The following is a 22596-nucleotide window of genomic DNA, read 5'->3' on the forward strand; positions in this document are numbered from 1 at the left end:
CCGCGCTAGCGTCGGCGGCACACCACCGCCCCGGCACGCCGGCCGCATCCGACCGGAGGACCCGTGAGCGCAGCATCGACGGACGTGCACGCCGCTCGCGTCGTCGCCGATCCCCTCCGCGCCGCTCGCCTCCCCGCCGATCCCGTCCGCGCCGACGACGCGGCGGCCGTGGTCCTCGCCGGGGGACGCGCCCGCCGGCTCGGCGGCATCGACAAGACGGCCCTCGCCCGCGGCGGCGTCTCGCTGCTCGACGACGCGGTGCGCGCGGCGGGCGGGTGCGCCCGCGTCGTCGTGGTCGGGACCGGCAACCGGCCGGGCGGCCGCACGGACGGCGCATGGCGACGGGCGGGATCCGTGCGACTGGTGGACGAGGTCCCCGCGCACGGCGGACCGACCGCCGCCCTCGCCGCGGGCGTGGGCGCCCTCGACCCGGACGCGCTCCCGGAGTGGGTCCTCGTGCTCGCCGCCGACCTCGCGGATGCTCCCGACGCGGTGCGCGCCCTCCTCCCGCTGCGGCAGGACGCCGGCCTCGCCGACGGCCGGGACGCCATCGTCGCGCGCGATCCGGACGGGCGCGCGCAGCCGCTCCTCGCCCTGTACCGGGCCGCTCCGCTCGTGGCGGCGCTCGAGGCGATCGACCGCGCGACGGGCGTCGACGGCGTCGCGCTCCGTCGCGTCCTCGACGCCCTCGGCGCGGACCGCGTCGCCCATGCCGACCTGCCCGCCCGGCTCTGCGCCGACGTGGACACCCCCGACGACGCGCGCGCCCACCGTCTCCGCCTCCCCGACGACAGGATCCCCGATGCCCGCTGACACCTCCCCCGCCGTGCTCGACGCCTGGGTCGACCGGGTCGCCGCGCTCCTCGAGCTGCCCGCGCAGGAGGTCGAGGTGGCGCTCGTGCTGGACCTCGCGCGCGACGCCGCCCACGGCATCGCCCGGCCCGCCGCGCCCCTGACCACGTTCCTGCTGGGGCTCGCGGTGGGACGGGCCGGCGGCACGGCGGCCGACGCGCGACGGCTCGCGGCGGAGATCACGGCCGAGATCGACCACCTGCGGGATCCGGTCGGTCCGGTCGCCGTCGACGGCGGCGCGGCGGGCGGCGACCGGCTGCTGCGCGCCGACGCCGCGCCCGCGGCCCCCGACCAGGACCTGGGCGGCCGCGCGTGACCCCGACGTCGACGCGGACGGGGACGAGGTCGGCGGTCGCGAGGCCCACGCCGACGGTCGCGCCGGCCACGCCCCCGACGCTGCGGGACGCCGGCTGGGACGACGCGCGCGGCGCCGCGCTCCTCCTCGGCGGGCGCCTGCGCGAGCGCCGGCCCGGGTCCGCCGAGCTCGTGCCGCTGGGCGACGCCCTCGGGCGGACGCTCGCCGCGGACCTCCGTGCCCGCGCCGACCTCCCCGGGGCCGACGCCTCCGCCATGGACGGCTGGGCCGTCGGATCGCCCGGTCCCGGGCCGTGGCGCGTCGGCGACCCCGTCCTCGCCGGGCACGCCCCCGCCGTCGTCGCCCTCGCGGCGGACGAGGCGCGGCCCATCGCGACGGGCGCCCCCGTGCCGCCCGCGACCGCCGGGATCCTCCGCAGCGAGCACGGCGACGTCGCCTCCGGCGTGCTCCGCGTCAACGCGCTCGCACCCGGCGGCGGGGCCCGGGTCCGGGCCGAGATCCGGCCGGCGGGCGAGGAGGCGCGCCGGGGCGACGTGCTGCTGGCCGCCGGCACCCGGCTCACCGCGGTGCGGCTGGGGCTCGCGGCCGCGGCCGGGCACGACCTGGTGCCGGTCCTCGCGGCGGCGGGCGCCGACGTGATCCACCTGGGCGACGAGGTCGTCGACCGGGGCGTCCCGGTGCCGGGCCGGGTGCGCGACGCCATCGGCCCCGCGCTGCCCGCGCTCCTCGCGGCGTGCGGGCTCGGCGCCGGATCCACCGTGCGCGTCCCCGACGACGCCCGCGCCACGCGCGACGCCATCGCGCGGGCGTCCGCCCCGCTCGTGATCACCACCGGCGGCAGCTCCCGCGGGCCCGCCGACCACGTCCGCGGCGCGCTCGACGCCCTCCGCGCGCGTCTCGTCGTCGACGCGGTGCGGATGCGCCCCGGCCATCCCGTGATGCTCGCGGAGCTGCCGGACGGACGCGCCGTGCTGTGCCTCCCCGGCAACCCGCTCGCCGCGATCGCGTGCCTCCTGTCGTTCGCGCCGGCCGTCGCGGACGGCCTCGCCGGACGCCCGCTGCCGGTGCCGGCCCTCGCCGTGGCCGGAGCCGAGCTGCCGGGCGGCGGATCCGGGACCCGCCTGCTCGCATGCGCCCTCGACGCGGCCGGCCGGCTCGTGCCCGTCGGGGCGCAGGGCCCGGGCATGCTGCGCGGCCTCGCGGCGGCGGACGCGCTGGCGGTCGTCCCGCCGACCGGCGCGCGCGTCGGGGAGGCCGTGCGCGCGATCCCGCTGCCCGGCTGACGCCCTCCCGCGCGGGGACCGGTGCGCGGTCGGGCAGGCGCACCGACCGGCCGACGGCCGACGACCTCAGAGCAGCGCGGCCGCCCGGCCGCCCGCGGACGCGAGCACCTCCTGGATGCGGCCCCGGCATGTCCCGCAGCCGGTCCCCGCGCGCGTGCACGCGCCGATCCCCTCGACCGTGGTCGCGCCGTCGGCGGCCGCCTGCGCGATGGTGCCCGCGGTCACGCCGTTGCACCAGCACACGGTCGCGTCGGGCGCGAGCGGGTCCCCCGTGGGCAGCGCGCCGGCGTCGGCGGCGTCGAGGCGGAGGAGCACCGACCGGTCGGCCGGCAGCTCGCCGCCGCGCTCGAACAGGAGCGTGAGCTCGGCGCCCGCGCGCGGCATCCCGACCGCGACGAACCCGACGAGGACCCCGTCGCGCGTCACCGTCTTCACGTACGCGCCGCGCGCGGGGTCCGTCCACACGGCCACCTCGCGGGGCGCGGGGCCGGGATCGGCCGCGTCCCCCGACGCGCCCGCGGCGTCGGCCGCGCAGTCCGCGGCGTGCGCGCGACCGGGGCGGCGGCGACGCCTCGGCGGGTCGTCCCACGGCTCGGCGGTCACGTCGCCGCCCGCGACGACGTCGACGCCCTCCGCCTTGAGCATCACGACGGGCGGGCGCCCGTCGTCCCCCGCCGCGGTGCCGCGGGGGCGGGCCGCCGCGCGTCCGCCCGGGGCCGTCGCCTCCGCCGCGAGCAGCGCCGCGAGGGCGTCCGCCTGGCGCCAGCCGGGGCCGATGAGGCCGGACGGGCCGCCCGGCACCTGGCCGTCCGGCCGGGCGGATCCGGGCGCGGCGACGTGGGCGCAGTCGCCGACGGCGAAGACGTCCGGATCCGTCCAGCTCCGGAGGTCGCCGTCCACGAGCACCCCGCGGCCGACCGCGAGGCCCGCCGCGGAGGCCAGCTCGTCGCGCGCCGTGACGCCGCAGGACAGCACGAGGAGATCGCCGTCGATGCGGCCGCCGTCGGCGAGGAGGAGCGCCTGGAACCGCTCGTCGCCGGTGCCGCGGTCGTGCAGCAGGACGCCCTCGGCGCGGGCGTGCGCCGCCATGGCGACGCCCGCCGCGTCGGCCGCGTGGCTCAGGGTGCGTCCGCCGCCCCGATCGAGGTTGCGCGCCATCGGCACGTCCCCGTGGTGCACGGCGACGACGTCGGCGCCCCGCTCGGCGGCGGCGAGCGCGAGCTCCATGCCGAGGACGCCCGCGCCGAGCACGATGACGCGGCGCCCGGCGCGGACGGCCTCGCGCACCGTGCGCGCGTCGCGCAGGTCCCGCAGCGCGACGACCCCCGTGGGCAGCGGCCGGCGTCCGTGGTCGAGGGCGTCCGGGTGCCCGGGGGCGTCGCCGCGGGCGTGCCGGGACGCCTCGAGCCCGTCCATGGGCGGGACGTGCGCGCGGGCGCCCGTGGCGAGCACCAGCCGGTCGTACGCGACCTCGCCCCCCGAGTGCAGGACGGCCGTCCGGCGCGCGCGGTCGATCGCGACCACCGCGTCGCCCCGGATCACGCGGACGCCGGCCTCCTCCGCCGCGGCCGTGTCGGTCACGTCGAGGCGCGCCCGGTCGGCCCGCCCGACCGCGTGCTCGGCCACGAGGACGCGGTTGTAGGGGTCCTCCTCCTCGGCGCCCACCACGACCACCGCCACGGATCCCGCGCGGACGACCGGGAGGAGCTCCTCGACGAGGCGCGCGGCGACCGGTCCGTGACCCACCACGAGCACGCGGAGCGCGCCGCCGGAGCCGTCAGCCACGCGCGGCACCCTCGGACGGCGCGGGATCCGCGGACGGCGCGAGCGCGCGGACGGTCACGGGCGTGCGCTTGAACTCGGGCATTGCGGAGACGGGATCCACCGCGGCGGCGGTCAGCAGGTTCGCGCACTCGGACCCCGCGTAGTGGAACGGCAGGAACACCGTGTCGTGCCGGATGCCGGCCGTCACCTCCGCGACCGCCCGCACCTCGCCGCGCGCGTTGCCGATCGCGACCGGCGCCCCGTGCGCGATCCCGAGCCGGACCGCGGCGGACGGGTGGATCTGCAGCCGCGCCACCGGCTGCGCGTCCTGCAGCTCGGCGACCCGCCGGGTCTGCGCACCCGACTGGTAGTGCTCGAGCAGCCGGCCGGTGATGAGCGTGAGGGCGCCGCCGACGGGTGCCGGGTCCTCCGCGGCCACGTCCCGCGGGGTGACGGCGACGAGCCGCGCCCGGCCGTCGGGGTGCGCGAACCGGTCGGCGAAGAGGCGCGGCGTCCCCGTGGATCCGGCCGGGTACGGCCAGAAGCCCTCGACGGCGTCGTCGTCCAGCAGGGCGTGGCTGAGGCCGGAGTAGTCGGCGAGCCCGCCCGCGGAGGCGCGCGCGAGCTCGTCGAAGACGACGGCCGGGTCGGTGGGCCAGGTGGAGGGCGCGTCGAGCCGGGCGGCGAGGGCGGCCATCACCTCGAGCTCGCTGCGGACCTCGGGCGGCGGGTCGAGGGCCCGGCGGCGGCGGATGACGCGGCCCTCGAGCGAGGTGGTCGTGCCCTCCTCCTCCGCCCACTGCGTGACGGGCAGCACGACGTCGGCGAGCGCCGCGGTCTCGGACAGCACCAGGTCGCACACCACCAGCAGGTCGAGCCGTGCGAGGGAGCGGCGGACCGCGGTCACGTCGGGCGCGGAGACGACCACGTTCGAGCCGTGCACGAGGAGGCAGCGGATGCCGCCCGGCTCCCCGAGCTCGCCGAGCAGCTCCACGGCGGGGACCCCGGGTCCGGGGATGACGGCGGGGTCGACGCCCCACACGGCGGCCACGTGCGCGCGGGCGGCCGGGTCGGCGATGCGCCGGTAGCCGGGCAGCTGGTCGCACTTCTGGCCGTGCTCGCGCCCGCCCTGCCCGTTGCCCTGGCCGGTGAGCGTCCCGTAGCCGGTTCCCGGCCGGCCGGGGAGCCCCAGCAGCAGCGCCAGGTCGATCGCCGCGGTCGCCGTGTCGGTGCCGTCCACGTGCTGCTCGACGCCGCGCCCCGTGAGGATGTACGTGCCGCGCCCGTCCGCGAGCCGTCGCGCGACCCGGCGGACGTCCGCGACCGGCACGCCCGTCACGGCCTGCACCCGCTCGGGCCACCACGCGTTCGCGCTCCGGCGGACGGCGTCGAGGCCGGTGGTGCGGGCGGCGACGTAGGCGTCGTCGGCGAGGCCCTCGGCGAGCACGACGTGGATGAGCCCGAGCAGCAGCACGAGGTCGGTCCCGGGGGCCGGCTGCAGGTGGATCCCCTGCCCGTCGTCCGTCAGGTGCGCGGTGGCGGAGCGGCGCGGGTCGACCACGACGAGGCCGCCCGCGGCGCGCGCCCCGCCCAGGTGCCCGATGGACGGCGGCATGGTGGCGGCCACGTTGCTGCCGAGCAGCAGGATGGTCGACGCGCCGTCGAGGTCGGCGACGGGGAACGGCAGCCCGCGGTCCACGCCGAACGCGCGGTTCCCGGCCGCGGCGGCCGACGACATGCAGAAGCGCCCGTTGTAGTCGATGCGGGACGTGCCGAGCGCCAGCCGGGCGAACTTGCCCAGCTGGTACGCCTTCTCGTTCGTGAGGCCGCCGCCGCCGAAGACGCCCACGGAGTCGGCGCCGAACCGTGCCCGGCTGTCGCGGAGCCGGTCGGCGACGAGGTCGAGCGCCGTGTCCCAGCTCGCGCGGACGAGGTCGCCCGCCGCGTCCCGCACGAGCGGGTGCGTGAGCCGCCCCGCCGCCGTCAGCACCTCGGCGCTCGTCCAGCCCTTCCGGCAGAGGCCGCCGCGGTTGGTCGGGAAGTCGCGGCCGGAGACCGTGAGCGCCGGGCGGGCGGGGGCGGGCCCGGTCGCCGCGTCCCCCGGCGACCGGCCACCCGGGTCCGCGGCATGCCCGACGGCGCCGGCCGGCGCCAGCGTCATCGCGCACTGCAGCGCGCAGTACGGGCAGTGCCCGCGCGTGCCCGGGTCGATCGCGGCGGCCACCCGCATCAGACGCGCGTGCCGGCGGCGGTCCCGCGGCGGATGCCGCCCGCGCGGAGGTAGACGAGCCCGGTCACCGCGAGCATCACCGCGTACGCGACGACGAAGCCGCCGAGGCCGGTCGTGTACCCGCCGGTCTCGGTCTTCGAGAGGCTGAGCACCTGCGGGATGATGAACCCGCCGTACGCCCCGAGGCCCGAGATGAGCCCGAGCGCGGCCGCGGTCTTCCGCTGCGTGCCCACGTCGCCGGAGGACCGGCCGGCCCGCGCGGTGCCGGAGCGGAGCGCGAACACCGCGGGGATCATGCGGTAGGTGGCGCCGTTGCCCATGCCGCTGGCCGTGAACAGCACCAGGAACAGCACCAGGAACAGCGGGAAGCTGCCGAGCGGCAGCGTCGCGATGACGGCCACGACGGCGAGCCCCATGGCGACGAAGGCGCCCATGGTGACCGCGGCGCCGCCGTGGCGGTCGGCGAGGCGCCCGCCGAGCGGCCGGGCGAGCGACCCCATCAGCGAGCCGAGGAACGCGAGCGACAGCGTCGCCGAGCCCACCGCGAAGGTCGAGAGCTCCGGGAACTCGTCGGAGATGAGCTTGGGGAAGACGCCCGCGAAGCCGATGAAGGAGCCGAAGGTGCCGATGTAGAGGAATGCGAGGATCCACAGGTGCGGCTCCCGGAGGGCCGCGAGCGACGCCGTCAGGTCGGCCTTCGCGTGGGACAGGTTGTCCATGCGGCGCCAGGCGCCGAAGGCCGCGACGAGGATGAGCGGCACCCAGATCCAGCCCGCGAGCGGCAGGTCGAGGGTCGCCGCGGCGCCGACCGTGATGACGAGCGGCACGACCAGCTGCGCCACCGACGCCCCGAGGTTGCCGCCCGCGGCGTTCAGCCCGAGCGCCCAGCCCTTCCGGCTCTGCGGGTAGAAGTACGTGATGTTCGACATGGAGCTCGCGAAGTTGCCGCCGCCGAACCCGGCGAGCGCGGCGACCCCGAGCAGCACGCCGAACGGCGTCTCCGGGTTCCCCACGCACACGGCGAGCGCGATGGTGGGGATGAGCAGCAGGAGCGCCGAGATCACCGTCCAGTTGCGGCCCCCGAAGCGCGGGACCATGAACGTGTACGGGAAGCGGAGGGTCGCGCCGACGAGGCTCGGCATGGAGATGAGCCAGAAGACCTCGCCGGTGGAGAGGTCGAAGCCCGCGGCGGGCAGCTGGACCACGACGATCGACCACAGCTGCCACACGACGAAGCCGAGGAACTCGGCGAGGATCGACCAGCGCAGGTTGCGGGCGGCGATGCGCGCGCCGCCGCCCTCCCACTGCGCCGTGTCCTCCGGATCCCAGCCGTCGATGACGGAGCCGTCGCGGAAGGAGAGGCCGGGTGCCGAGGCGCCGTGCGCGTCGACGGTGCGGGAGCCGGGCGCGGGCGCGCCGGCGGGGGCGGGCGGGGCGACGGGCGGTGCCGGGGGCAGGCCGGTCGCGGTCCTCGGGTCGGTCGCGGGCGGGAGGAGTTCGGTCATGTCGTGTCTCCTGGGGTCGGGGTGGATGCGGGTGGGCCGCGGGCGCGGCGGGGCCGGTCGACGGATGGTCGACGGGACGGCCGGCGCGGATCAGCGCGCGGGCACCGTGGCCCGCTCGTGCAGCTCGACGACGATGTCGACGAGCTCGGGCGGCGGCGCCTCGCCGTCGACGAGGAGGGGGGCGCTCGTGGCGTCCCCTCCCGCGCGCTCGGCGAGGGTGGCGAAGTAGCCGGGGGCGAGGAGGTAGGTGGCGACGACGACGCGGGAGCCGGGGTGGGCCTCCCGTTCGGCGCGCACGGCCGCGGGCACGCGCGGCCGGGCGGCGGAGATGAAGGACGTGACGACCTCGCGGCCGAGCTCGGCGGCGAGCAGGTCGCCCACGGCGTGGCAGTCGGCGACGGCGCCCGCGTCGCTGGATCCGGCGGCCGCGAGCACGACGCGGTCGCCGTCCCGGAGGCCCGCCTCGCGGAGGCGCCGGGCGAGGACGACGGCGAGGCGCGGATCCGGGCCGAGCGCCCCCGTCACCCGCACCTCGCGCGGCGCGGCGTCGGCGGCCGCCTCCGCGAGGTCGACGTGCACGTGGTAGCCGGCGCTCAGGAGCAGCGGCACGACGACGACGGCGCGGGCCGGGTCGTCGAGGCCGTCCATGGCGGCGGGGACGTCGGGCTGCTGCACGTCGACGTGGGCGTCCACGACGCGGAGGTCGGGGCGCGCCTCCCGCACCGCCTGCACGAGCGCGGTCACGGCGCGGCGGCCCGCGGGGTCCGACGTGCCGTGGCTCGCCGCGACGAGCGCCGCGCCGCGGGCGACCTCCACCACGCCGTCGCGGACGCGGCTGCGCCACACGGGGAGCCGCAGCGCGGGCCGGGTGAGGCACTCCCCCGTGTCGAGGTCGAACACGTCCTTGTGCAGCGGCGACGCGAGGGTGGTGCGGCCGCCGCGGGAGCCGACGATCCCGCGCGCCATGACGTGGGCGCCCGTCGCCGGATCCGCGTGGCCGACGGCCCGGACGCTCCCGTCCGGCAGGCGGAGGAGCGCGACCTGGTCGCCGCCGACGAGCGCGGCCTCGCCCCAGAGCGGCTCCAGCTGGTCGAGCCGGCACACGGCGAGCCAGGGGCCCGGCGACGCCACGGCGCCGTCGGGGGCGGTGAGCTCCGTCATGGTCATGCGGTCTCCTCGCGGTCGGTGCTCGGGCGGATCGGCGTCCAGCGGATCGACGGCCGTCCCGGATCGGGGCGGCTCGTGTCAGCAACGCTAGGGACGCGGTGTTTCGGGCTCCGACCGTCGCCGTGACGGCGGCGTAACGAACACCTCTCGCCCGGTCGGGGTCGGCGTGAGGCGCCCGTCACACGGCGTGACACGGGGGCAACGCTCCGGAAACGGGGCGTCCCTAGCGTGGGAGGACACCCGAGCAGGAGGTCCGACATGAGCGCATCCGGTGCCACGCCGTCCGATCCGCACGCCGCCCCGACGCCCGTCGCCGCGTCCGCGATGCCCGCCGCCGCGTCCGCGACGCCGACGGGGACCGCGCCCGCGCCCGGGCCGTCGACCCCCACGACGGGCCCCGACGGCGTCCGCCGCGTCGTGATCGTGGGCGGCGGACCCGCGGCGCACCGGCTCGCCGAGTCCCTCGCGTCGCGCGTCGACGCGGGATCGCCGAGGCTCCGGATCACCGTGGTCGGCGACGAGCCCCACCTCCCCTACGACCGGGTGCAGCTGTCGAAGCGGCTCCACGGCGAGGTCGACCTGACGCTCGGCGCGCCCGCGTTCTGGGACCACGCGTCCCTCGACTGCCGACCGGGGCGCCTCGCGACGCGCCTCGACCCCGCCGCCCGGACGGTGCTCCTCGACGACGGCGCGGTCCTCGCGTATGACGAGCTCGTGCTGGCGACGGGCAGCGCCGCGTCCGTGCCGCCCATCGAGGGCGCCGCCGCCGGCCGCGTCTACCGGACCCTCGCCGACGTGGCCGACCTGGTGTCCGAGGTCGCGGCCTTCCGCGAGCGCCACGGGCGGCCGGCAAACGTGGTGACCGTCGGCGGCGGGCTGCTCGGGCTCGAGGCGGCGGGCGGAGTCCACGCGCTCGGCGCGCGCTCCGCGGTCGTGCACTCCGGGCGGTGGCTCATGTCGTCGCAGCTGGACGAGGGCGCCGGGCAGGCGCTCGGCCGCATCATCCACGGCCAGGGCATCGAGCTGCACCTGGGGGTCCGTCCGACGGCGATCCTCACCACGCCCACCGGCCGCGTGACCGGCATGACGCTCACCGACGGCCGGACCGTCCACGCCGACGTCGTCGTCTTCTCCATCGGGATCACGCCGCGCGACGAGCTGGCGCGCGCCGCCGGCATCGAGCTCGGCCCGCGCGGCGGCGTCGCGATCGACGCGGCCTGCCGCACCTCCGCCCCGCACGTCTGGGCGATCGGGGAGGTCGCCGCGGTCGACGGCGTGTGCGTGGGCCTCGTGGCGCCCGCCAACGCCATGGCCGAGACGGTGGCCGACCGCATCACCGGCGGCGAGGCCCTGTTCCCCGGCATCGACGACGCGACGAAGCTCAAGCTCTCCGGCGTCGAGGTCGCGTCGTTCGGCGACGCCATGGGCCGATCGCCGGGTGCGCTCGAGGTCGTCTACGCGGATCCCGCCCGCGGCATGTACCAGAAGATCGTCATGAGCGACGACGCGCGCACCCTCCTCGGCGGCGTGTTCGTGGGCGACGCCGCCCCCTACAGCGCGCTCCGCCCCCTGCTCGGACGCGAGCTCGGCGGGGAGCCGGGCGCCTACCTCTCGGCTGCGGGCGCCGAGCCGCCGGCCGCCACCGACCTCCCCGACGACGTGCAGGTCTGCTCCTGCAACGACGTGAGCGCGGGCGACGTCCGCCACGCGGTCCGCGGCGCGGACGGCACGCCCGGCTGCACCGACCTCGCGGAGCTGAAGGCCTGCAGCCGCGCGGGCACCCAGTGCGGGTCGTGCGTGCCGCTCGTGAAGAAGATCCTCGACACGGAGCTCGAGGCCGCCGGGGTCGAGGTGTCGCGCGCCCTCTGCGAGCACTTCGCGGTCAGTCGCAGCGAGCTGTTCGAGACCGTCCGGATCCTCGGCCTCACCTCCGCCGCCCAGGTGTTCGAGCGCCTGGGCGCGGGCCTCGGCTGCGACGTGTGCAAGCCCGTCGTGGCATCCGTGCTCGCCACGCAGACGAAGGGCTACATCCTCGACGCCGGCCAGGGGCCGCTCCAGGACACCAACGACCGCGCGCTCGCCAACATGCAGAAGGACGGCAGCTACTCGGTCGTGCCGCGCATCCCCGGCGGGGAGATCACGCCGGCGAAGCTGAAGGTCATCGCGGAGGTCGCCGAGGAGTACGACCTGTACACGAAGATCACGGGCGGCCAGCGCATCGACATGTTCGGCGCCCGCCTCGAGCAGCTGCCCGAGATCTGGCGCATCCTCGTCGACGCCGGCTTCGAGTCCGGCCAGGCGTACGGGAAGGCGCTGCGGAACGTGAAGTCCTGCGTCGGATCGACGTGGTGCCGCTATGGCGTGCAGGACGCGGTCGCCATGGCCGTGCACCTGGAGCTGCGGTACCGCGGCGTCCGGTCCCCGCACAAGTTCAAGATGGGCGTCTCCGGATGCGCGCGCGAGTGCGCCGAGGCGCGCGCGAAGGACATCGGCGTGATCGCGACCGAGACCGGCTGGAACCTGTACGTCGGCGGGAACGGCGGCTTCACCCCGGTCCACGCCCAGCTGCTCGCGAAGGACCTCGACGACGCGACGCTCATCCGCTACATCGACCGCTACCTCATGTACTACGTGCGCACGGCCGAGCGCCTGCAGCGCACGGCGCGCTGGCAGGAGGAGCTGGAGGGCGGCCTCGAGCACGTGCACCAGGTGGTCGTGGAGGACTCGCTCGGCATCGCGGAGGAGCTGGAGCGGGCGATGGCGCTGCAGATCGACGGCTACGAGGACGAGTGGGCGGCGACGCTCGCCGACCCCGACCGGCTCCGGCGCTTCCGGTCGTTCGTGAACGCCCCGACGACACCGGATCCCGCCATGGCGCGCGTCGAGGAGCGCGGCCAGCGACGGCCCGCCTTCCCGGAGGAGCGCGACGGGTCCGTCATGCTGTCCGGACCCTCCATCCCCGTCCGGAAGGCCTGAGCCATGCAGTTCGACCTCGATGTCCAGGGCCGCCGCGTCGTCGTGGTGGGCGGCGCGGCCGCGACGCGCCGCCTCACCGCCGCCCTCCGCGCGGACGGCGCCGACGTGGCGCGCGTCCCCGACCACGCCGCGGGTGCCGCGCTCGACGGCGCCGACCTGCCCTACCTGGTGCTGTGGGTGGAGGGCGACGCGGTCCGCCGCGCCGCCGTCGCGGAGGCCTGCCGGGCCGCGCGCGTCTGGTTCCAGGTGCGGGAGGGCACCGCGCCCACGCCCCGCGGGCACGTGACGCTCGTGGGCGGCGGCCCCGGGGATCCGGGCCTCATGACGGTCGCGGCCCGCGCGGCCCTCGCGGAGGCCGACGTGGTGCTGCACGACCGCCTCGGCCCGACCGACGACGTGGCCGCCTTCGCCCCCGGCGCCCTCCTCGTCGACGTGGGCAAGACCCCCGGGCACCACGCGGTGCCGCAGCGCCGCATCGAGGAGCTGCTCGTCGAGCACGCGTCCCGGGGCCTGCGCGTGGTGCGCCTCAAGGGCGGCGACCCGTTCGTCTTCGGGCGCGGCGGCGAGGAGGTCATCGCCTGCCGCGCGGCCGGCGTGCCCGTGACCGTCGTGCCCGGCGTCACGAGCGCGGTGTCCGTTCCCGCCGCGGCCGGCATCCCGGTGACCCACCGCGAGGTGAGCCGGGCCTTCACGGTCGTCTCCGGCCACGTGCCGTTCGGCGAGGACGAGCTCTCCCACCTCGTCGGTCTCGGCGGGACGCTCGTCGTGCTGATGGGCGTCAACACGCTCCCCCACCTCGTGGCGGGCCTGCAGCGCCACGGGATGCGCGCGGACATGCCGCTCGCGATCGTCGAGCGCGGCTACGCCATCGACCAGCGGACCACCGTCACCACGGTCTCGGGCGTCGCGGGCCTCCTCGGGACGGTCGCGCCGCGCTCCCCCGCCGTCATCGTGGTCGGCGAGGTCGTCCGCGTCCCCGGCTGGGCGGAGGAGGCCGCCGCCGCCGGCCATGCGCCGTGGGAGGATGACCGGCGGGCACGGGCGACGCCGTGACCGCCGAGGGGGTGGCCGCCGTGACCGGATCCGACGCCGAGCCCGGCTTCCGCCCCGACCAGCTCGAGGGCTTCCGCATCGCCGTGACGTCCGACCGCCGCTCCGAGGACCTCATCGCCGCGTTCGAGCGCCGCGGCGCCGACGTGGTGCACGCCCCCACCATCCGCATGACGGGCGTCAGCGACGACTCCGCGCTCGAGGCCGAGACGCGCGCGATCATCCGCGACCGGCCCGACGTCCTCCTCGCCACGACCTCGTACGGGATCCGCCGCTGGTTCGAGGCCGCCGACGCGGCGGGCGTCGGCGACGAGCTGACCGAGGTCCTCGGCCGAGCGCGGATCCTCGTGCGCGGGCCCAAGGCGCGGGGCGCCATCCGAGCCGCGTCCCTCGACGACCACGGCATGAGCGAGCGCGAGACGACGACGTCGCTCGTCGACCTCGTGCTGCGCGGCGACGTGGCCGGGCAGACGGTCGCGGTGCAGCTGCACGGCTTCACCGACCCGGTGCAGCTCGCGCGCCTGGAGGCCGCGGGCGCCCACGTCCTCACCGTCGCCCCGTACCGCTGGACGGTGCACGAGGACTCGGCGCGCGTCCTGCGGCTGGTCGAGGCGGTCTGCACGGGCGGGATCGACGCGGTCACCTTCACGAGCGCGCCCGCGGTGGAGGCGCTGTTCACCACGGCCGACGCGGCGGGACGGCTCGAGGACCTCCAGGAGGCGCTGCGCACGCTGGTCGTCGCGGCGGCCGTCGGACCGGTGACCGCGGCGCCGCTCGTCGAGGCCGGGATCCTGCCCATCACGCCCGACCGGTTCCGCATGGGCGCCCTGATCCGGCTGGTGTGCGCGCACCTGGAGGAGTCGGGCGTCGCGCGCGTGGAGACCGGCCACGGCGCCGTGCAGCTGCGCGGCCGGCTGGTCGTGATCGACGGCGAGCGCCTCACGCTGAGCCCGGTGCCGCTCGCCCTGTTCCGCGCGCTCGTCGCGGCCGAGGGCGCCACGGTGCCGCGGCGGGTGCTCGCGCGCGCCACCCCGGAGGTCCTCGACGACCACGCGGTGGACGTCGCGATCTCGCGGCTCCGGCGGTCGCTGCCCGACGCGGGCATCGTCCAGACCGTCATCAAGCGCGGGTACCGGCTCTCGACCGTCTGAGCGGGGCGGACGGCGGTGCGGGTCTCCGCGGTGCGCCGCCGGTCTCCACCCCGGGGACGAGCCGCGGGGGCCGCGCGGATGACGCGCGGCGGGGCCGGGTCCGCGAACCTGGGGTCACCGCCCGCCCGGGCGGTCGATCAGGAGGATCCCGTGCCCGTGTCCGTCGCCCCCGCCCCGACCGCGCGCGTCGCGGCTCCCGTCGCCCTGGCACCGCGCCCCGGCGACCCCGCCTGCGTCGCGTTCTCCGACTCCGGCGCCTTCCGCCATGCGGGCACGACCAGCCTCGAGGTCGACCTCGCGCCGCAGGCCGCCGCGACCTCCGCCTGAGCGGCTCCGCCCGCCGCGACGCCCCGCCGTCCGCGCGCTCCGGTCCGCGGCGTCGCGGATCCACCCGGTCGCCCGACGCGGACGCGCCCAGCGTCGAGGCATGAGCGCCTCGACGAACGGCCCCGCCGCCCCTGCCCGCGCCGCCGCCCGCGGCACCGCCGCCCGGCTGCCCGGGCGCAGCCTCGTGGCCGGGCTCCTGCTCGGGATCGGCACGGCCACCACCGTCGACGAGGTCGTCTTCCACCAGATCCTGCAGTGGCACCACTTCTACGACCGCTCGACGACCCAGGCCGGGATCGTCTCCGACGGGATCCTGCACGCGGTCGGCTGGGCCGCGGCGATCGGCTCGCTGTTCCTCCTCGCCGACCTGCAGCGCCGACGGGCCCTCAGCCGGCCCCGGTGGACGGGCGGGCTGCTCCTCGGAGCCGGCGGGTTCCAGCTGTACGACGGCACGATCCAGCACGAGGTCATGGGGCTGCACCAGATCCGCTACGGCGTCGACCTGGCCGCGTACGACGCCGTCTGGAAGGCCGTGGGCGCGGCGCTCCTGGTGGCCGGGCTGGTGCTCGTCCTCCGCTCCCGCGCCGCGGACCGCACGGACGCCCGCGCCGCCGACGACGGACGGGGCGCCGCGGGTGCATGACCACGCGGCCGGATCCGCCGCGCTCCTCGACCTGGCCCCCGCGGCCGTCGCCGCGATGCTCGGCGCCGCGTACGTCGGAGCGGCCTGGCGCGACCGGCGCCGCCGCGCATGGCCCGCGCACCGCACGGCCCTCTGGATCCTCGGGCTCGCCGCCGCGACCGCCGCCGTCACGGGCCCCCTCGCCGCCGCCGCCCACGACGACCTCGTCGCCCACATGGTCGGCCACCTCCTGCTCGGCATGCTGGCGCCCCTCCTCCTCGTCCGCGCGGCGCCCGTGACGCTGGCGCTCCGGGCCCTCGACGTCGTCCCCGCCCGGCGTCTCGCGGCGCTGCTCCGGTCGCGGCCGGTGCGGTTCCTCGCGCATCCCGTCCCGGCCGCGGTGCTGGCCGTGGGCGGCATGTGGGTGGTCTACGGGACGCCCGTGCTGGTGCGCATGCACGGCGACCCGCTGCTGACGGCCCTCGTGGACGTGCACGTCCTCGCCGCCGGCTGCCTCTTCACGGCGGCGATCGTGGGCGTCGACCCGTCGCCGCACCGCCCCTCGCCCCTCGTCCGCGGCGGCGTGCTGGTGGCGGCGATGGCGGCGCATGGGATCCTCGCGAAGGGCCTGTACGCGGCGCCGCCCGTCGGAGTGCCGCGCGCCGAGGCCGAGCTGGCGGCCCGGGTGATGTCCCACGGCGGGGACCTGGTGGACGCCCTCCTCCTGGTGCTCCTCTGCGCGGGGTGGTACCGGGCCGTCCGGCCCAGGGGGCGCCCGGACGCCCCTGACTGGGGGTGCCCGGGCCATCCGACGCGCACCCCGGGGCTTCACGGTCGCCCCGCCCGCCGCCTAACCTGAGCGGAGGAGGAGACTTTTCTCCAGCTGAGGAGCACCATGTCGTCGACCCCGCCGCCCGCCTCCCCGACGTCGGTCACCCCGTCGTCCGACGAGCCCGGCTGGTTCGGCGACGGCGAGGGCAACCAGCGCTTCTGGGACGGCAGCCGCTGGACGCCCCTCGTCTCCGGCCGCCGCGTATTCCCCGGCCGCGCGTCGTCCACGCCCGAGCCGCGCCTCATCTCGGAGTCGCCGCTTCCCGAGGACTACGCGCCCGGCGCAGCCTCCGCGGCGCCGGCCGCAGGATCCGCCGGCCCCTCCGCGGCCCCACCGCCGACCGGCGCACCGCTCGCGCCGCCCACGGGATCGCCCGTCGCGCCGCCCACCGGCTACCCGATGGCGCCGCCCACCGGCTCCCCCGTCGGTCCGCCCGCCGGGCCTCCCGTCGGAGCCCCCACCGGCTCCCCCCTCGACGCGCCCGCCCGCACCTCGTCCGTCGCCGGTGCCTTCGCGCCGCCCACGGCCGCCGCGATGCCCGCCCCGCCGCGCCCGGCCACCAGCGCCGCGTCCGCCCCGACGCCGCGCACGGCCGGCACCGCCCCCGCGCTCCGCGGTCGCAGCACCTGGCCCTGGGCCGCCCTCGCGGTCGCCGCCGTGCTCGTCGTCGCCGCGGCCGTCATCGCCGGCCTGCCGGGCCTCCTCATCGCCCTCGGCGTGGTCGCGCTCATCGCCGGGCTCATCCCGCTCGTCCGCGGCGGCTCCGCATGGATCCCCGGCATCCGCAGCCGAGCGGCCGGCGGCGTCGCCGCGGGCCTCGCCCTCGTGCTGATCGCCGGCGGCGCGGTCGCCGCGACCCTGCCGACCCCCGAGGACACCGTCGCCGACCCCGACGCCCTCGAGATCTCGGACGCGCGCCCCGTCCCGGAGACCACGGACCTCGCGAACCCCCTGCCCGTCTCGGCGGACGGCCTGGTCGCGATGGTCGACGTGACGCGCATGCGCGCGGTCGACGCCGGGGACACGCTCGCCGCGTCCGGCTTCGGCATCGCGTTCGCCGACGCCGCGGGCAGCGCGCTCGTCCGCCAGGACGTGTGGATCGTCGCGCGCCAGGACCCCGCGGCCGGCATGCGCGTCGAGCCCGGATCCACCGTCACCCTCACGCTCTCCGCGCCCGCACCGGAGCGGATCGCCCTGCCGATCGTGCCCAAGGCGCCCGACATCCCGGCCCGTCCGGGCACCCGACCGGGCACGCAGCCCGGCTCGGGCGGCGGGAACGGCGGCGGCAGCACGGGCGGCGGCGGGAACACCGGCGGCGTCACGCCCCCGTCCCAGGAGCCGAGCACGCCGTCGGAACCTTCCCCGCAGCCCACGACGGACCCGACCGTGCCGCCCGTCCCCACGCCGGAACCGACCACGCCGACGCCCGTCGACCCGGTCCCCACCACCCCGCCGGTGGACCCGCCTGTCGATCCCCCCGTGGATTCGCCGGTGGACCCTCCCGTGGACCCCACGACGCCGCCCGAGGATCCCGGCACCGAGCCGTTCCCCGAGACGCCGCCCGCCGAGGGCTAGGCCCCCGACGCGTCCGTCGCCGGGTCGGCGGCCGTCCCGGCGCCGCCCGCCCCGGACGTCCGCAGGTGCGCCCGCTGCCCGTCGCGGTCGAGGATCGTCAGGATCTCCGCCACGCCCCGATGCGCCCCCATCCCGTGCGGCACCATGGTCGAGAACTCGGCGGCGTCGCCCTCCTCCACGAGGATGGTGCGCTCGCCCAGCTGCAGGCGCACCGTCCCCGAGAGCACCGTGAACCAGTCGCGACCGGGGTGCACGCCCAGCTGGTCGACGGGCACCGGCCGCGTCGGCGTCATGCGGATCTTCGCGACGAACACGCCGGAGTCCCCGCGTCCGCCGCGCGAGAGGATCCAGGTCGTGCGGCCCGCCTCCGCGTCCTCCTGGGGGCGGATCACGACGTCGGCGTCGTCCCCGGACTCGATGAGCGCGTCGAGCGACGTCTCGAGCGCCTGCGCGATGGGCACGAGCTGGTCGAGCGCGATGCGGCGGTGACCGGTCTCGATCCGGCTGAGCGTCGACGGGCTGAGGAAGCACCGGGCCGCGAGCACGTCGAGCGACCAGCCGCGCGACTCCCGGAGGCTCCGGATGCGCTGGCGGACCAGGGAGTCGAGGTCGGTCTCTTGCGTCATGGGCAAGATCGTATGCGTCACGAGCACGACTGCGCCACCCTGGGAGCATGCACCGCCACGACGCCCCCGCTCGCCCCGACGCGCCCACTCGCTCCGACGCGCCCGCTCACGCCCACCCCCGCCCGCACGGTCCCGCCGACGCGTCGCTCGCCGTCATGCTCGACCTCGACGCCCGCATCCTCCACGACCACCTCCGCGAGCTGACCGCCTGGGTCCGCCGCCGGGCGCGCGACACCCCGGGCCGCCTCGTCGTCGACCTCGGCGCGGGGACCGGGACCGGCACGGTCGCGCTCGCCCGGCGCTTCGACCGGGCCGAGGTCGTCGCCGTCGACGCGAGCGACCCGATGCTCGCCCGCGTGGCGGAGCGCGCCGTGGTGGACGGGCTCGCGGACCGCATCCGGACGGTGCGGGCGGACCTCGACGAGGGCTGGCCCGCGCTCCCGCCGGCCGATGTGGTGTGGGCCTCGCTCATGCTGCACGAGGTGCGGGACCCGGCTCGGCTCCTCGCCCGGATCCGCGACGGCCTCGCCCCGGGCGGTCTCCTCGCCGTGGTCGAGATGGACGGGCCGCCGCGCTTCCTGCCGGACGACCTCGACCCGGCGCTCGGCCGCCCGGGTCTCGCGGCGCGCCTCGACGACGCCGTCACGCACGGCGGGACCGGCGGCCCGTCGCATCCCGACTGGGCGCCGTGGCTCCGCGACGCGGGGCTGGTCGACGTGGAGACGCGCGCGTTCCGCATCGACCCCGACCCCGCGGACCCGGTCGCCGCGCGGGCGACGCTCCCCTACGCCCGCGCATGGCTGGCCCGGGTGCGCGACCGCTCCGGCGACCGGCTCGACGCCGCGGACCGCGCGGCCCTCGACGCGCTCCTCGACCCCCGCGGCCCGCACGCGCTCGAGCGCATCCCGGGCGTCCGCCTCCGCGGCACCCGCACGGTGTACGTCGGGCACCGAGCGCGATGACCGGCGCGGCGTCGAGGTCGCGCGGTCAGCGCAGCCCCGTCCTGCAGCCCGCTCAGCGCAGCCGCGTGAGCGCGAGGTGCGCCAGCAGCGCCGCCATGTCGCCGAGGACGGCGTCGTCGAAGACGACGTACGGCGAGTGGTTCGAGGCGCACGAGGCGGGGTCGACGCCTCGACCCGCACCATCGCGTCGAGCCCGGGGACGAGCGTGGTGCCCGCGCCGCGGACGGCGGCGGCCGACGCCCGCCGGCCCGCGCGGGGGTCGGCGGCGGCCGCGAGCCCGTCGCCCACGAGCATCGCCGCGAGCCCGGTGACGACGATGAGGACGGCCGGACCGACCGTCTGCTCGGGGCGCCCGGACAGCAGCGACGGCAGCGCCTCGTTGAGGAGCTTCCCGTAGTCGTACTGCGGCGACTGCACGCCGAGTCCGACGAAGGAGAGGGCGGAGATGGCCGTGAGCGACTGCGCGAACGTCGAGGCGGCGAGCACGAGGAGCGGCTCGGCCATGTTCGGCAGCATGTGGTCGGTGACGATCCGCCGGTCCCCGACGCCGAGGAGGCGGGCGGTGGAGACGTAGTCGCGCTGCGACACCTTCGGGGCGAGGTTCGCGGTCAGCCGCGCGAAGGTCGGGATGCCGGCCACGCCGATCGCGATGACGGCAGGGCCTGCGCCGGCCCCGAGGATCGCCGCCACGACCAGCGCGAGGAGCAGCGTGTCGAAGAGCATGCGGTCGACGACGTAGTCGTCGGCGGCCCGGGCGAGGGCGGGGTCGAAGCCGCCGGGGTCGGTGCCGAGCGTCGCGTTGATGCTGTCGCCCGCGCTGCCCGCCCCTCCCGAGGCGCACGCGGTGAGCGAGAGGGCGGCGAGGGCGGCCAGCGAGGTGGCGGCGAGGTGGCGTGGTGCGGTCATCGGTCCTCCGGTGGGGCGGGTGCTGCGGATGGGAGAGGGGCGTCGTCGCCGCCAGCTGAGCGGGATCCTGCAGGTCGACGCGTCGACCCTCTCGAGGCGCTGGCAGCGCCTCCTCGACGACCGGGTCGTGTGGTCGACGTGCTTCTACCTGGAGCCGCCGAGCGCGGGCGCGACCGAGGGGCTCGCGCTCCCCCGCCGCATCGCGCTGGTCGAGGTCATGTGCCGTCCGGGCCATCGCGAGGACGTCATCCGGGCGGTCTCGGGCCGCCGGCAGATCACGAGCGTGCACTGCACGAGCGGGTCGCGGGACCTCTACCTCACCCTCTCGGCGGCCGACCTCCTCGCGATCGACCGGCTCGTCGACGAGCTCGGCAGCTCGGTGCCGGGCATCGCCGGCACGCGCACCCACCACGTCCGCCGCTTCTTCACGGAGGGGTCGAGCTACCGCGTGCCCGCCCTCACCGCGGCGCAGGCCCGGGCGGTCGAGGCGACGCTGCCGCAGAACCCGCGCCGCGCGGCGCCGACGCAGACGTACCTCGACCTCATCGAGGCGCTCACCGACGACGTGCGGCGACCGGTCTCCTCCGTGCAGCAGCGCGTGGGCAAGTCGCTCGCGTCCGTGTCGCGCGGCATCGACACGCTCCTCGCGGCCAGCTGGGTGGGCTGGCGCATCGACTTCGCCTACAACCTCCTCGGCTGGGAGAGCTCGGCCATGATCTGGCTGAGCGTCGCGCAGGCCGAGATGGAGAAGGTCGCGGCGGCCCTCCGGCTGTTCCCGCAGCTGAGGATGTGCGCCTCCGTCACCGGGCAGGCGAACCTCGTCGCGTCGCTCTGGCTGCGGAACCTCGAGGAGCTCGACGACATCGAGAGCAAGCTCACCCGGGTGTTCCAGAACCTGCGCATCGTGGACCGCTGGGTGGTGCCGCGCGTCGCGAAGCGCACGGGCCACCTGTTCGACGACGAGGGCCGGTGGAGCTCGTTCGTGCCCATGGGGCTGGACGCCCACGTCGACGGGTGAGCCCGGCTCCGCCGTGCCCCCGGGCACGACGGGCTGGTCGGGCTCAGCGCGCCCCCGGCTCCGGATCGTCCGGGCGCGCCCACGCGATGGCGATGAGGCGGCGGAGCACGTCGAGGTCCGCGTGGTCGAGGGTCCGCACGTACACGCAGCCGGCACCCTCGGTGAAGGTGCCGAGCGACGGGAGGAGGGCCGCGCCCGCGGGCAGGTCCTTCAGCCCGTAGAGGGAGAGCTGCGCCTTCCGCGGCGAGAAGGCGGTGCGCGGCCAGGTCCCGCGCGTCCGGGGATCCCGGGCGGAGACGAAGCGGAAGCTGCCGTAGCCGACCATCGAGGGCCCCCACATGACCGGGTCGACGCCCGTCACCTCCCCGAACACCTCGGCGAGCCGGATCCCGTCGGCGCGGCGGCGCGGAGGCGTCGCGGCGTCGAGGAACGCGGCGACGTCCTGGTCGGTGGGCATCGTCTTCGCTGCGGCCATGCCGCCAGTGTGGCGGTCCGGAAGGGCCACGGCCACCCCTCCCGGTCCCGCGCGTCAGGGGGCGGTGGGCGCAGCGGCGGCCGGACGCCCGGCGCGCCCGGCGCGCCCGCGGATGACCCGCACGGCGAGCGCCGCCAGCAGCACGGCGGCGACCGCGGCCGCCCCTCCGCGCGTGATGGCCGCGAACACCACGGACCGCAGCGCGTCGACGTCCTGCGGCACGCCGTCGAGGAGGACGGGCACGAGCACCGCGGCCACGGCGATCAGCGGCAGGGTCGCGGCGAGCGCCCGGCGCGGCGCCCGCTCCCCCGGGTGCGCGCCACCGCGCGGTGCGGGCCGCGGCTCGGTGCGCCGGAGCCAGCGGACCCCCGCGACGAGGAGCACCAGCAGCCCGCCCACCGACGAGGCGTACTGGACCCACCGGAAGCCGGGAAGCGGGCCCCACGGCTCCGCCAGCGCCGGCAGGAGCTCGGAGCCGAGGCGCCCGGCGTGCGTGAACGCGTCCCAGGCGACGTGCGTCAGCACCCCGACGAGGAGCGCGGCCAGGGCGAGGAGCGCGCCGCGGACCGTCGGCCGGGCTCGCCGCGCCCACGCGCGCGGCAGCCGCGACGCGACGCGGGCGGGCAGCAGCGCGTCGGCGGCCGGCCGCAGCAGGAGCAGCCAGACCCCGAGGAGCACGCCCGCCGCCGGGAGCGCGGTCACGAGGAGGCTCGGGACGGCGTGCGTCGCCGCGTAGTCGAGGCCGACGGGGAGGAAGAGCGGCACGTCCGGGGCCATCGCGCCGGCGGCGACGGCCGCCGCGGGGAGCGGCCCGCGGACGGCGGGCAGCGCGACGACGGCATGGCTGACGGTGAAGGGCACGGTCCATCCTGACGCGATCCGGCCCGGCTCCACTCCGCCCACCCGGCCCGCCGTCCCCGCCCCGCGCACGGCGGCTGCGCCCGCCGCTCGCCCGCCGG

The 22596-nt window shown here is 77.7% G+C and carries 19 protein-coding genes and 1 pseudogene; 12 read left to right on the forward strand and 8 right to left on the reverse strand.

Going from position 1 to position 22596, the window contains the following annotated elements; translation table 11 throughout:
- The first annotated feature begins 63 nt into the window (after window positions 1–63).
- Genes mobA through AC07VC_RS05650 form a run of 3 tightly spaced genes read left to right on the forward strand, consistent with a single transcriptional unit; the run spans window position 64 to window position 2451 of the window.
- Window positions 64–813, forward strand: coding sequence for a molybdenum cofactor guanylyltransferase (mobA, locus tag AC07VC_RS05640; protein ID WP_494675551.1), 750 nt, complete (start codon window positions 64–66; stop codon window positions 811–813).
- The gene (locus AC07VC_RS05645) at window positions 803–1168 is read left to right on the forward strand and encodes a DUF6457 domain-containing protein (protein WP_494675550.1); all 366 of its coding nucleotides are present in this window, start codon (window positions 803–805) and stop codon (window positions 1166–1168) included. The genes mobA and AC07VC_RS05645 overlap by 11 nt, the downstream gene beginning before the upstream one ends.
- Window positions 1165–2451, forward strand: coding sequence for a molybdopterin molybdotransferase MoeA (locus AC07VC_RS05650; protein ID WP_494675549.1), 1287 nt, complete (start codon window positions 1165–1167; stop codon window positions 2449–2451). Before AC07VC_RS05645 ends, AC07VC_RS05650 begins: the two co-directional genes overlap by 4 nt.
- A 66-nt stretch (window positions 2452–2517) precedes the next feature.
- Here the strand turns inward: AC07VC_RS05650 and AC07VC_RS05655 are convergent, their stop codons facing one another.
- The 4 genes from AC07VC_RS05655 to nirD all read right to left on the reverse strand — a co-directional run bounded on the left by AC07VC_RS05655 (window position 2518) and on the right by nirD (window position 9117).
- Entirely contained in the window at window positions 2518–4236 is a 1719-nt protein-coding gene (locus tag AC07VC_RS05655; RefSeq protein ID WP_494675548.1) for an FAD-dependent oxidoreductase, read from the reverse strand.
- Window positions 4229–6376: a molybdopterin oxidoreductase family protein gene (locus AC07VC_RS05660; protein WP_494676557.1), complete on the reverse strand. Its 2148-nt coding sequence runs from the start codon at window positions 6374–6376 to the stop codon at window positions 4229–4231. Before AC07VC_RS05660 ends, AC07VC_RS05655 begins: the two co-directional genes overlap by 8 nt.
- A 68-nt stretch (window positions 6377–6444) precedes the next feature.
- Complete coding sequence (locus AC07VC_RS05665) at window positions 6445–7950, reverse strand: MFS transporter (RefSeq protein WP_494675547.1); 1506 nt, start codon at window positions 7948–7950, stop codon at window positions 6445–6447.
- A 90-nt stretch (window positions 7951–8040) separates the two neighbouring features.
- Window positions 8041–9117 (reverse strand): nitrite reductase small subunit NirD, encoded by a 1077-nt coding sequence (nirD, locus tag AC07VC_RS05670; RefSeq protein ID WP_494675546.1) that lies wholly within the window; start codon window positions 9115–9117, stop codon window positions 8041–8043.
- A 258-nt stretch (window positions 9118–9375) separates the two neighbouring features.
- On the opposite strand from nirD, the gene nirB reads away from it, so the two are divergent.
- From nirB to AC07VC_RS05705, 7 genes are all read left to right on the forward strand, one after another.
- Window positions 9376–12093 carry a nitrite reductase large subunit NirB gene (nirB, locus tag AC07VC_RS05675; protein ID WP_494724450.1) on the forward strand — a complete coding sequence of 906 codons (2718 nt, stop codon included), beginning with the start codon at window positions 9376–9378 and terminating at the stop codon, window positions 12091–12093.
- Between the two features lie 3 nt (window positions 12094–12096).
- Window positions 12097–13146 carry a uroporphyrinogen-III C-methyltransferase gene (gene cobA, locus AC07VC_RS05680; protein WP_494675545.1) on the forward strand — a complete coding sequence of 350 codons (1050 nt, stop codon included), beginning with the start codon at window positions 12097–12099 and terminating at the stop codon, window positions 13144–13146.
- Window positions 13143–14294 carry a uroporphyrinogen-III synthase gene (locus AC07VC_RS05685; protein ID WP_317231176.1) on the forward strand — a complete coding sequence of 384 codons (1152 nt, stop codon included), beginning with the start codon at window positions 13143–13145 and terminating at the stop codon, window positions 14292–14294. Before cobA ends, AC07VC_RS05685 begins: the two co-directional genes overlap by 4 nt.
- Before the next feature lie 156 nt (window positions 14295–14450).
- Window positions 14451–14621 (forward strand): hypothetical protein, encoded by a 171-nt coding sequence (locus tag AC07VC_RS05690; protein ID WP_494675544.1) that lies wholly within the window; start codon window positions 14451–14453, stop codon window positions 14619–14621.
- 100 nt (window positions 14622–14721) lie between these two features.
- Window positions 14722–15264: a DUF2243 domain-containing protein gene (locus AC07VC_RS05695; RefSeq protein WP_494675543.1), complete on the forward strand. Its 543-nt coding sequence runs from the start codon at window positions 14722–14724 to the stop codon at window positions 15262–15264.
- Window positions 15257–16102, forward strand: coding sequence for a cytochrome c oxidase assembly protein (locus AC07VC_RS05700; RefSeq protein WP_494675542.1), 846 nt, complete (start codon window positions 15257–15259; stop codon window positions 16100–16102). Before AC07VC_RS05695 ends, AC07VC_RS05700 begins: the two co-directional genes overlap by 8 nt.
- 36 nt (window positions 16103–16138) lie before the next feature.
- Window positions 16139–17650, forward strand: a complete 1512-nt coding sequence (locus tag AC07VC_RS05705; RefSeq protein WP_494675541.1) for a PASTA domain-containing protein — start codon at window positions 16139–16141, stop codon at window positions 17648–17650.
- Here the strand turns inward: AC07VC_RS05705 and AC07VC_RS05710 are convergent.
- Window positions 17647–18276, reverse strand: coding sequence for a helix-turn-helix domain-containing protein (locus AC07VC_RS05710; RefSeq protein ID WP_494675540.1), 630 nt, complete (start codon window positions 18274–18276; stop codon window positions 17647–17649). The genes AC07VC_RS05705 and AC07VC_RS05710 overlap by 4 nt on opposite strands.
- Before the next feature lie 47 nt (window positions 18277–18323).
- Here AC07VC_RS05710 and AC07VC_RS05715 point away from each other — a divergent pair, with 47 nt between their 5' ends.
- Window positions 18324–19238 (forward strand): class I SAM-dependent methyltransferase, encoded by a 915-nt coding sequence (locus AC07VC_RS05715; RefSeq protein ID WP_494675539.1) that lies wholly within the window; start codon window positions 18324–18326, stop codon window positions 19236–19238.
- Between the two features lie 309 nt (window positions 19239–19547).
- Here the strand turns inward: AC07VC_RS05715 and AC07VC_RS05720 are convergent.
- Window positions 19548–20144: pseudogene (locus tag AC07VC_RS05720) on the reverse strand (ABC transporter permease); the annotation flags it as partial.
- Window positions 20145–20172: 28 nt separating this feature from the next.
- On the opposite strand from AC07VC_RS05720, the gene AC07VC_RS05725 reads away from it, so the two are divergent.
- Complete coding sequence (locus tag AC07VC_RS05725) at window positions 20173–21162, forward strand: Lrp/AsnC family transcriptional regulator (protein ID WP_494675538.1); 990 nt, start codon at window positions 20173–20175, stop codon at window positions 21160–21162.
- A 43-nt stretch (window positions 21163–21205) separates the two neighbouring features.
- Here AC07VC_RS05725 and AC07VC_RS05730 read toward each other — a convergent pair whose 3' ends face one another.
- Together AC07VC_RS05730 and AC07VC_RS05735 are read right to left on the reverse strand one after the other, a co-directional pair.
- The gene (locus tag AC07VC_RS05730) at window positions 21206–21637 is read right to left on the reverse strand and encodes a DUF1801 domain-containing protein (protein ID WP_494675537.1); all 432 of its coding nucleotides are present in this window, start codon (window positions 21635–21637) and stop codon (window positions 21206–21208) included.
- Between the two features lie 54 nt (window positions 21638–21691).
- Complete coding sequence (locus tag AC07VC_RS05735) at window positions 21692–22498, reverse strand: DUF4184 family protein (protein WP_494675536.1); 807 nt, start codon at window positions 22496–22498, stop codon at window positions 21692–21694.
- Window positions 22499–22596 lie beyond the last annotated feature (98 nt).

This window comes from Clavibacter sp. GW821-FHT01D01 (assembly GCF_059422605.1).

Excerpts from the sequence above, each read along its gene's own strand:
- AC07VC_RS05645 (WP_494675550.1), top strand. The coding sequence starts at position 803 with ATGCCCGCTGACACCTCCCCCGCCGTGCTCGACGCCTGGGTCGACCGG.
- AC07VC_RS05660 (WP_494676557.1), bottom strand. The coding sequence starts at position 6,376 with ATGACGCTGGCGCCGGCCGGCGCCGTCGGGCATGCCGCGGACCCGGGT.
- AC07VC_RS05665 (WP_494675547.1), bottom strand. The coding sequence starts at position 7,950 with ATGACCGAACTCCTCCCGCCCGCGACCGACCCGAGGACCGCGACCGGC.
- nirD (WP_494675546.1), bottom strand. The coding sequence starts at position 9,117 with ATGACCATGACGGAGCTCACCGCCCCCGACGGCGCCGTGGCGTCGCCG.
- nirB (WP_494724450.1), top strand. The coding sequence starts at position 9,376 with ATGAGCGCATCCGGTGCCACGCCGTCCGATCCGCACGCCGCCCCGACG.
- cobA (WP_494675545.1), top strand. The coding sequence starts at position 12,097 with ATGCAGTTCGACCTCGATGTCCAGGGCCGCCGCGTCGTCGTGGTGGGC.
- AC07VC_RS05695 (WP_494675543.1), top strand. The coding sequence starts at position 14,722 with ATGAGCGCCTCGACGAACGGCCCCGCCGCCCCTGCCCGCGCCGCCGCC.
- AC07VC_RS05705 (WP_494675541.1), top strand. The coding sequence starts at position 16,139 with ATGTCGTCGACCCCGCCGCCCGCCTCCCCGACGTCGGTCACCCCGTCG.
- AC07VC_RS05710 (WP_494675540.1), bottom strand. The coding sequence starts at position 18,276 with ATGACGCAAGAGACCGACCTCGACTCCCTGGTCCGCCAGCGCATCCGG.
- AC07VC_RS05715 (WP_494675539.1), top strand. The coding sequence starts at position 18,324 with ATGCACCGCCACGACGCCCCCGCTCGCCCCGACGCGCCCACTCGCTCC.
- AC07VC_RS05725 (WP_494675538.1), top strand. The coding sequence starts at position 20,173 with ATGGGAGAGGGGCGTCGTCGCCGCCAGCTGAGCGGGATCCTGCAGGTC.
- AC07VC_RS05730 (WP_494675537.1), bottom strand. The coding sequence starts at position 21,637 with ATGGCCGCAGCGAAGACGATGCCCACCGACCAGGACGTCGCCGCGTTC.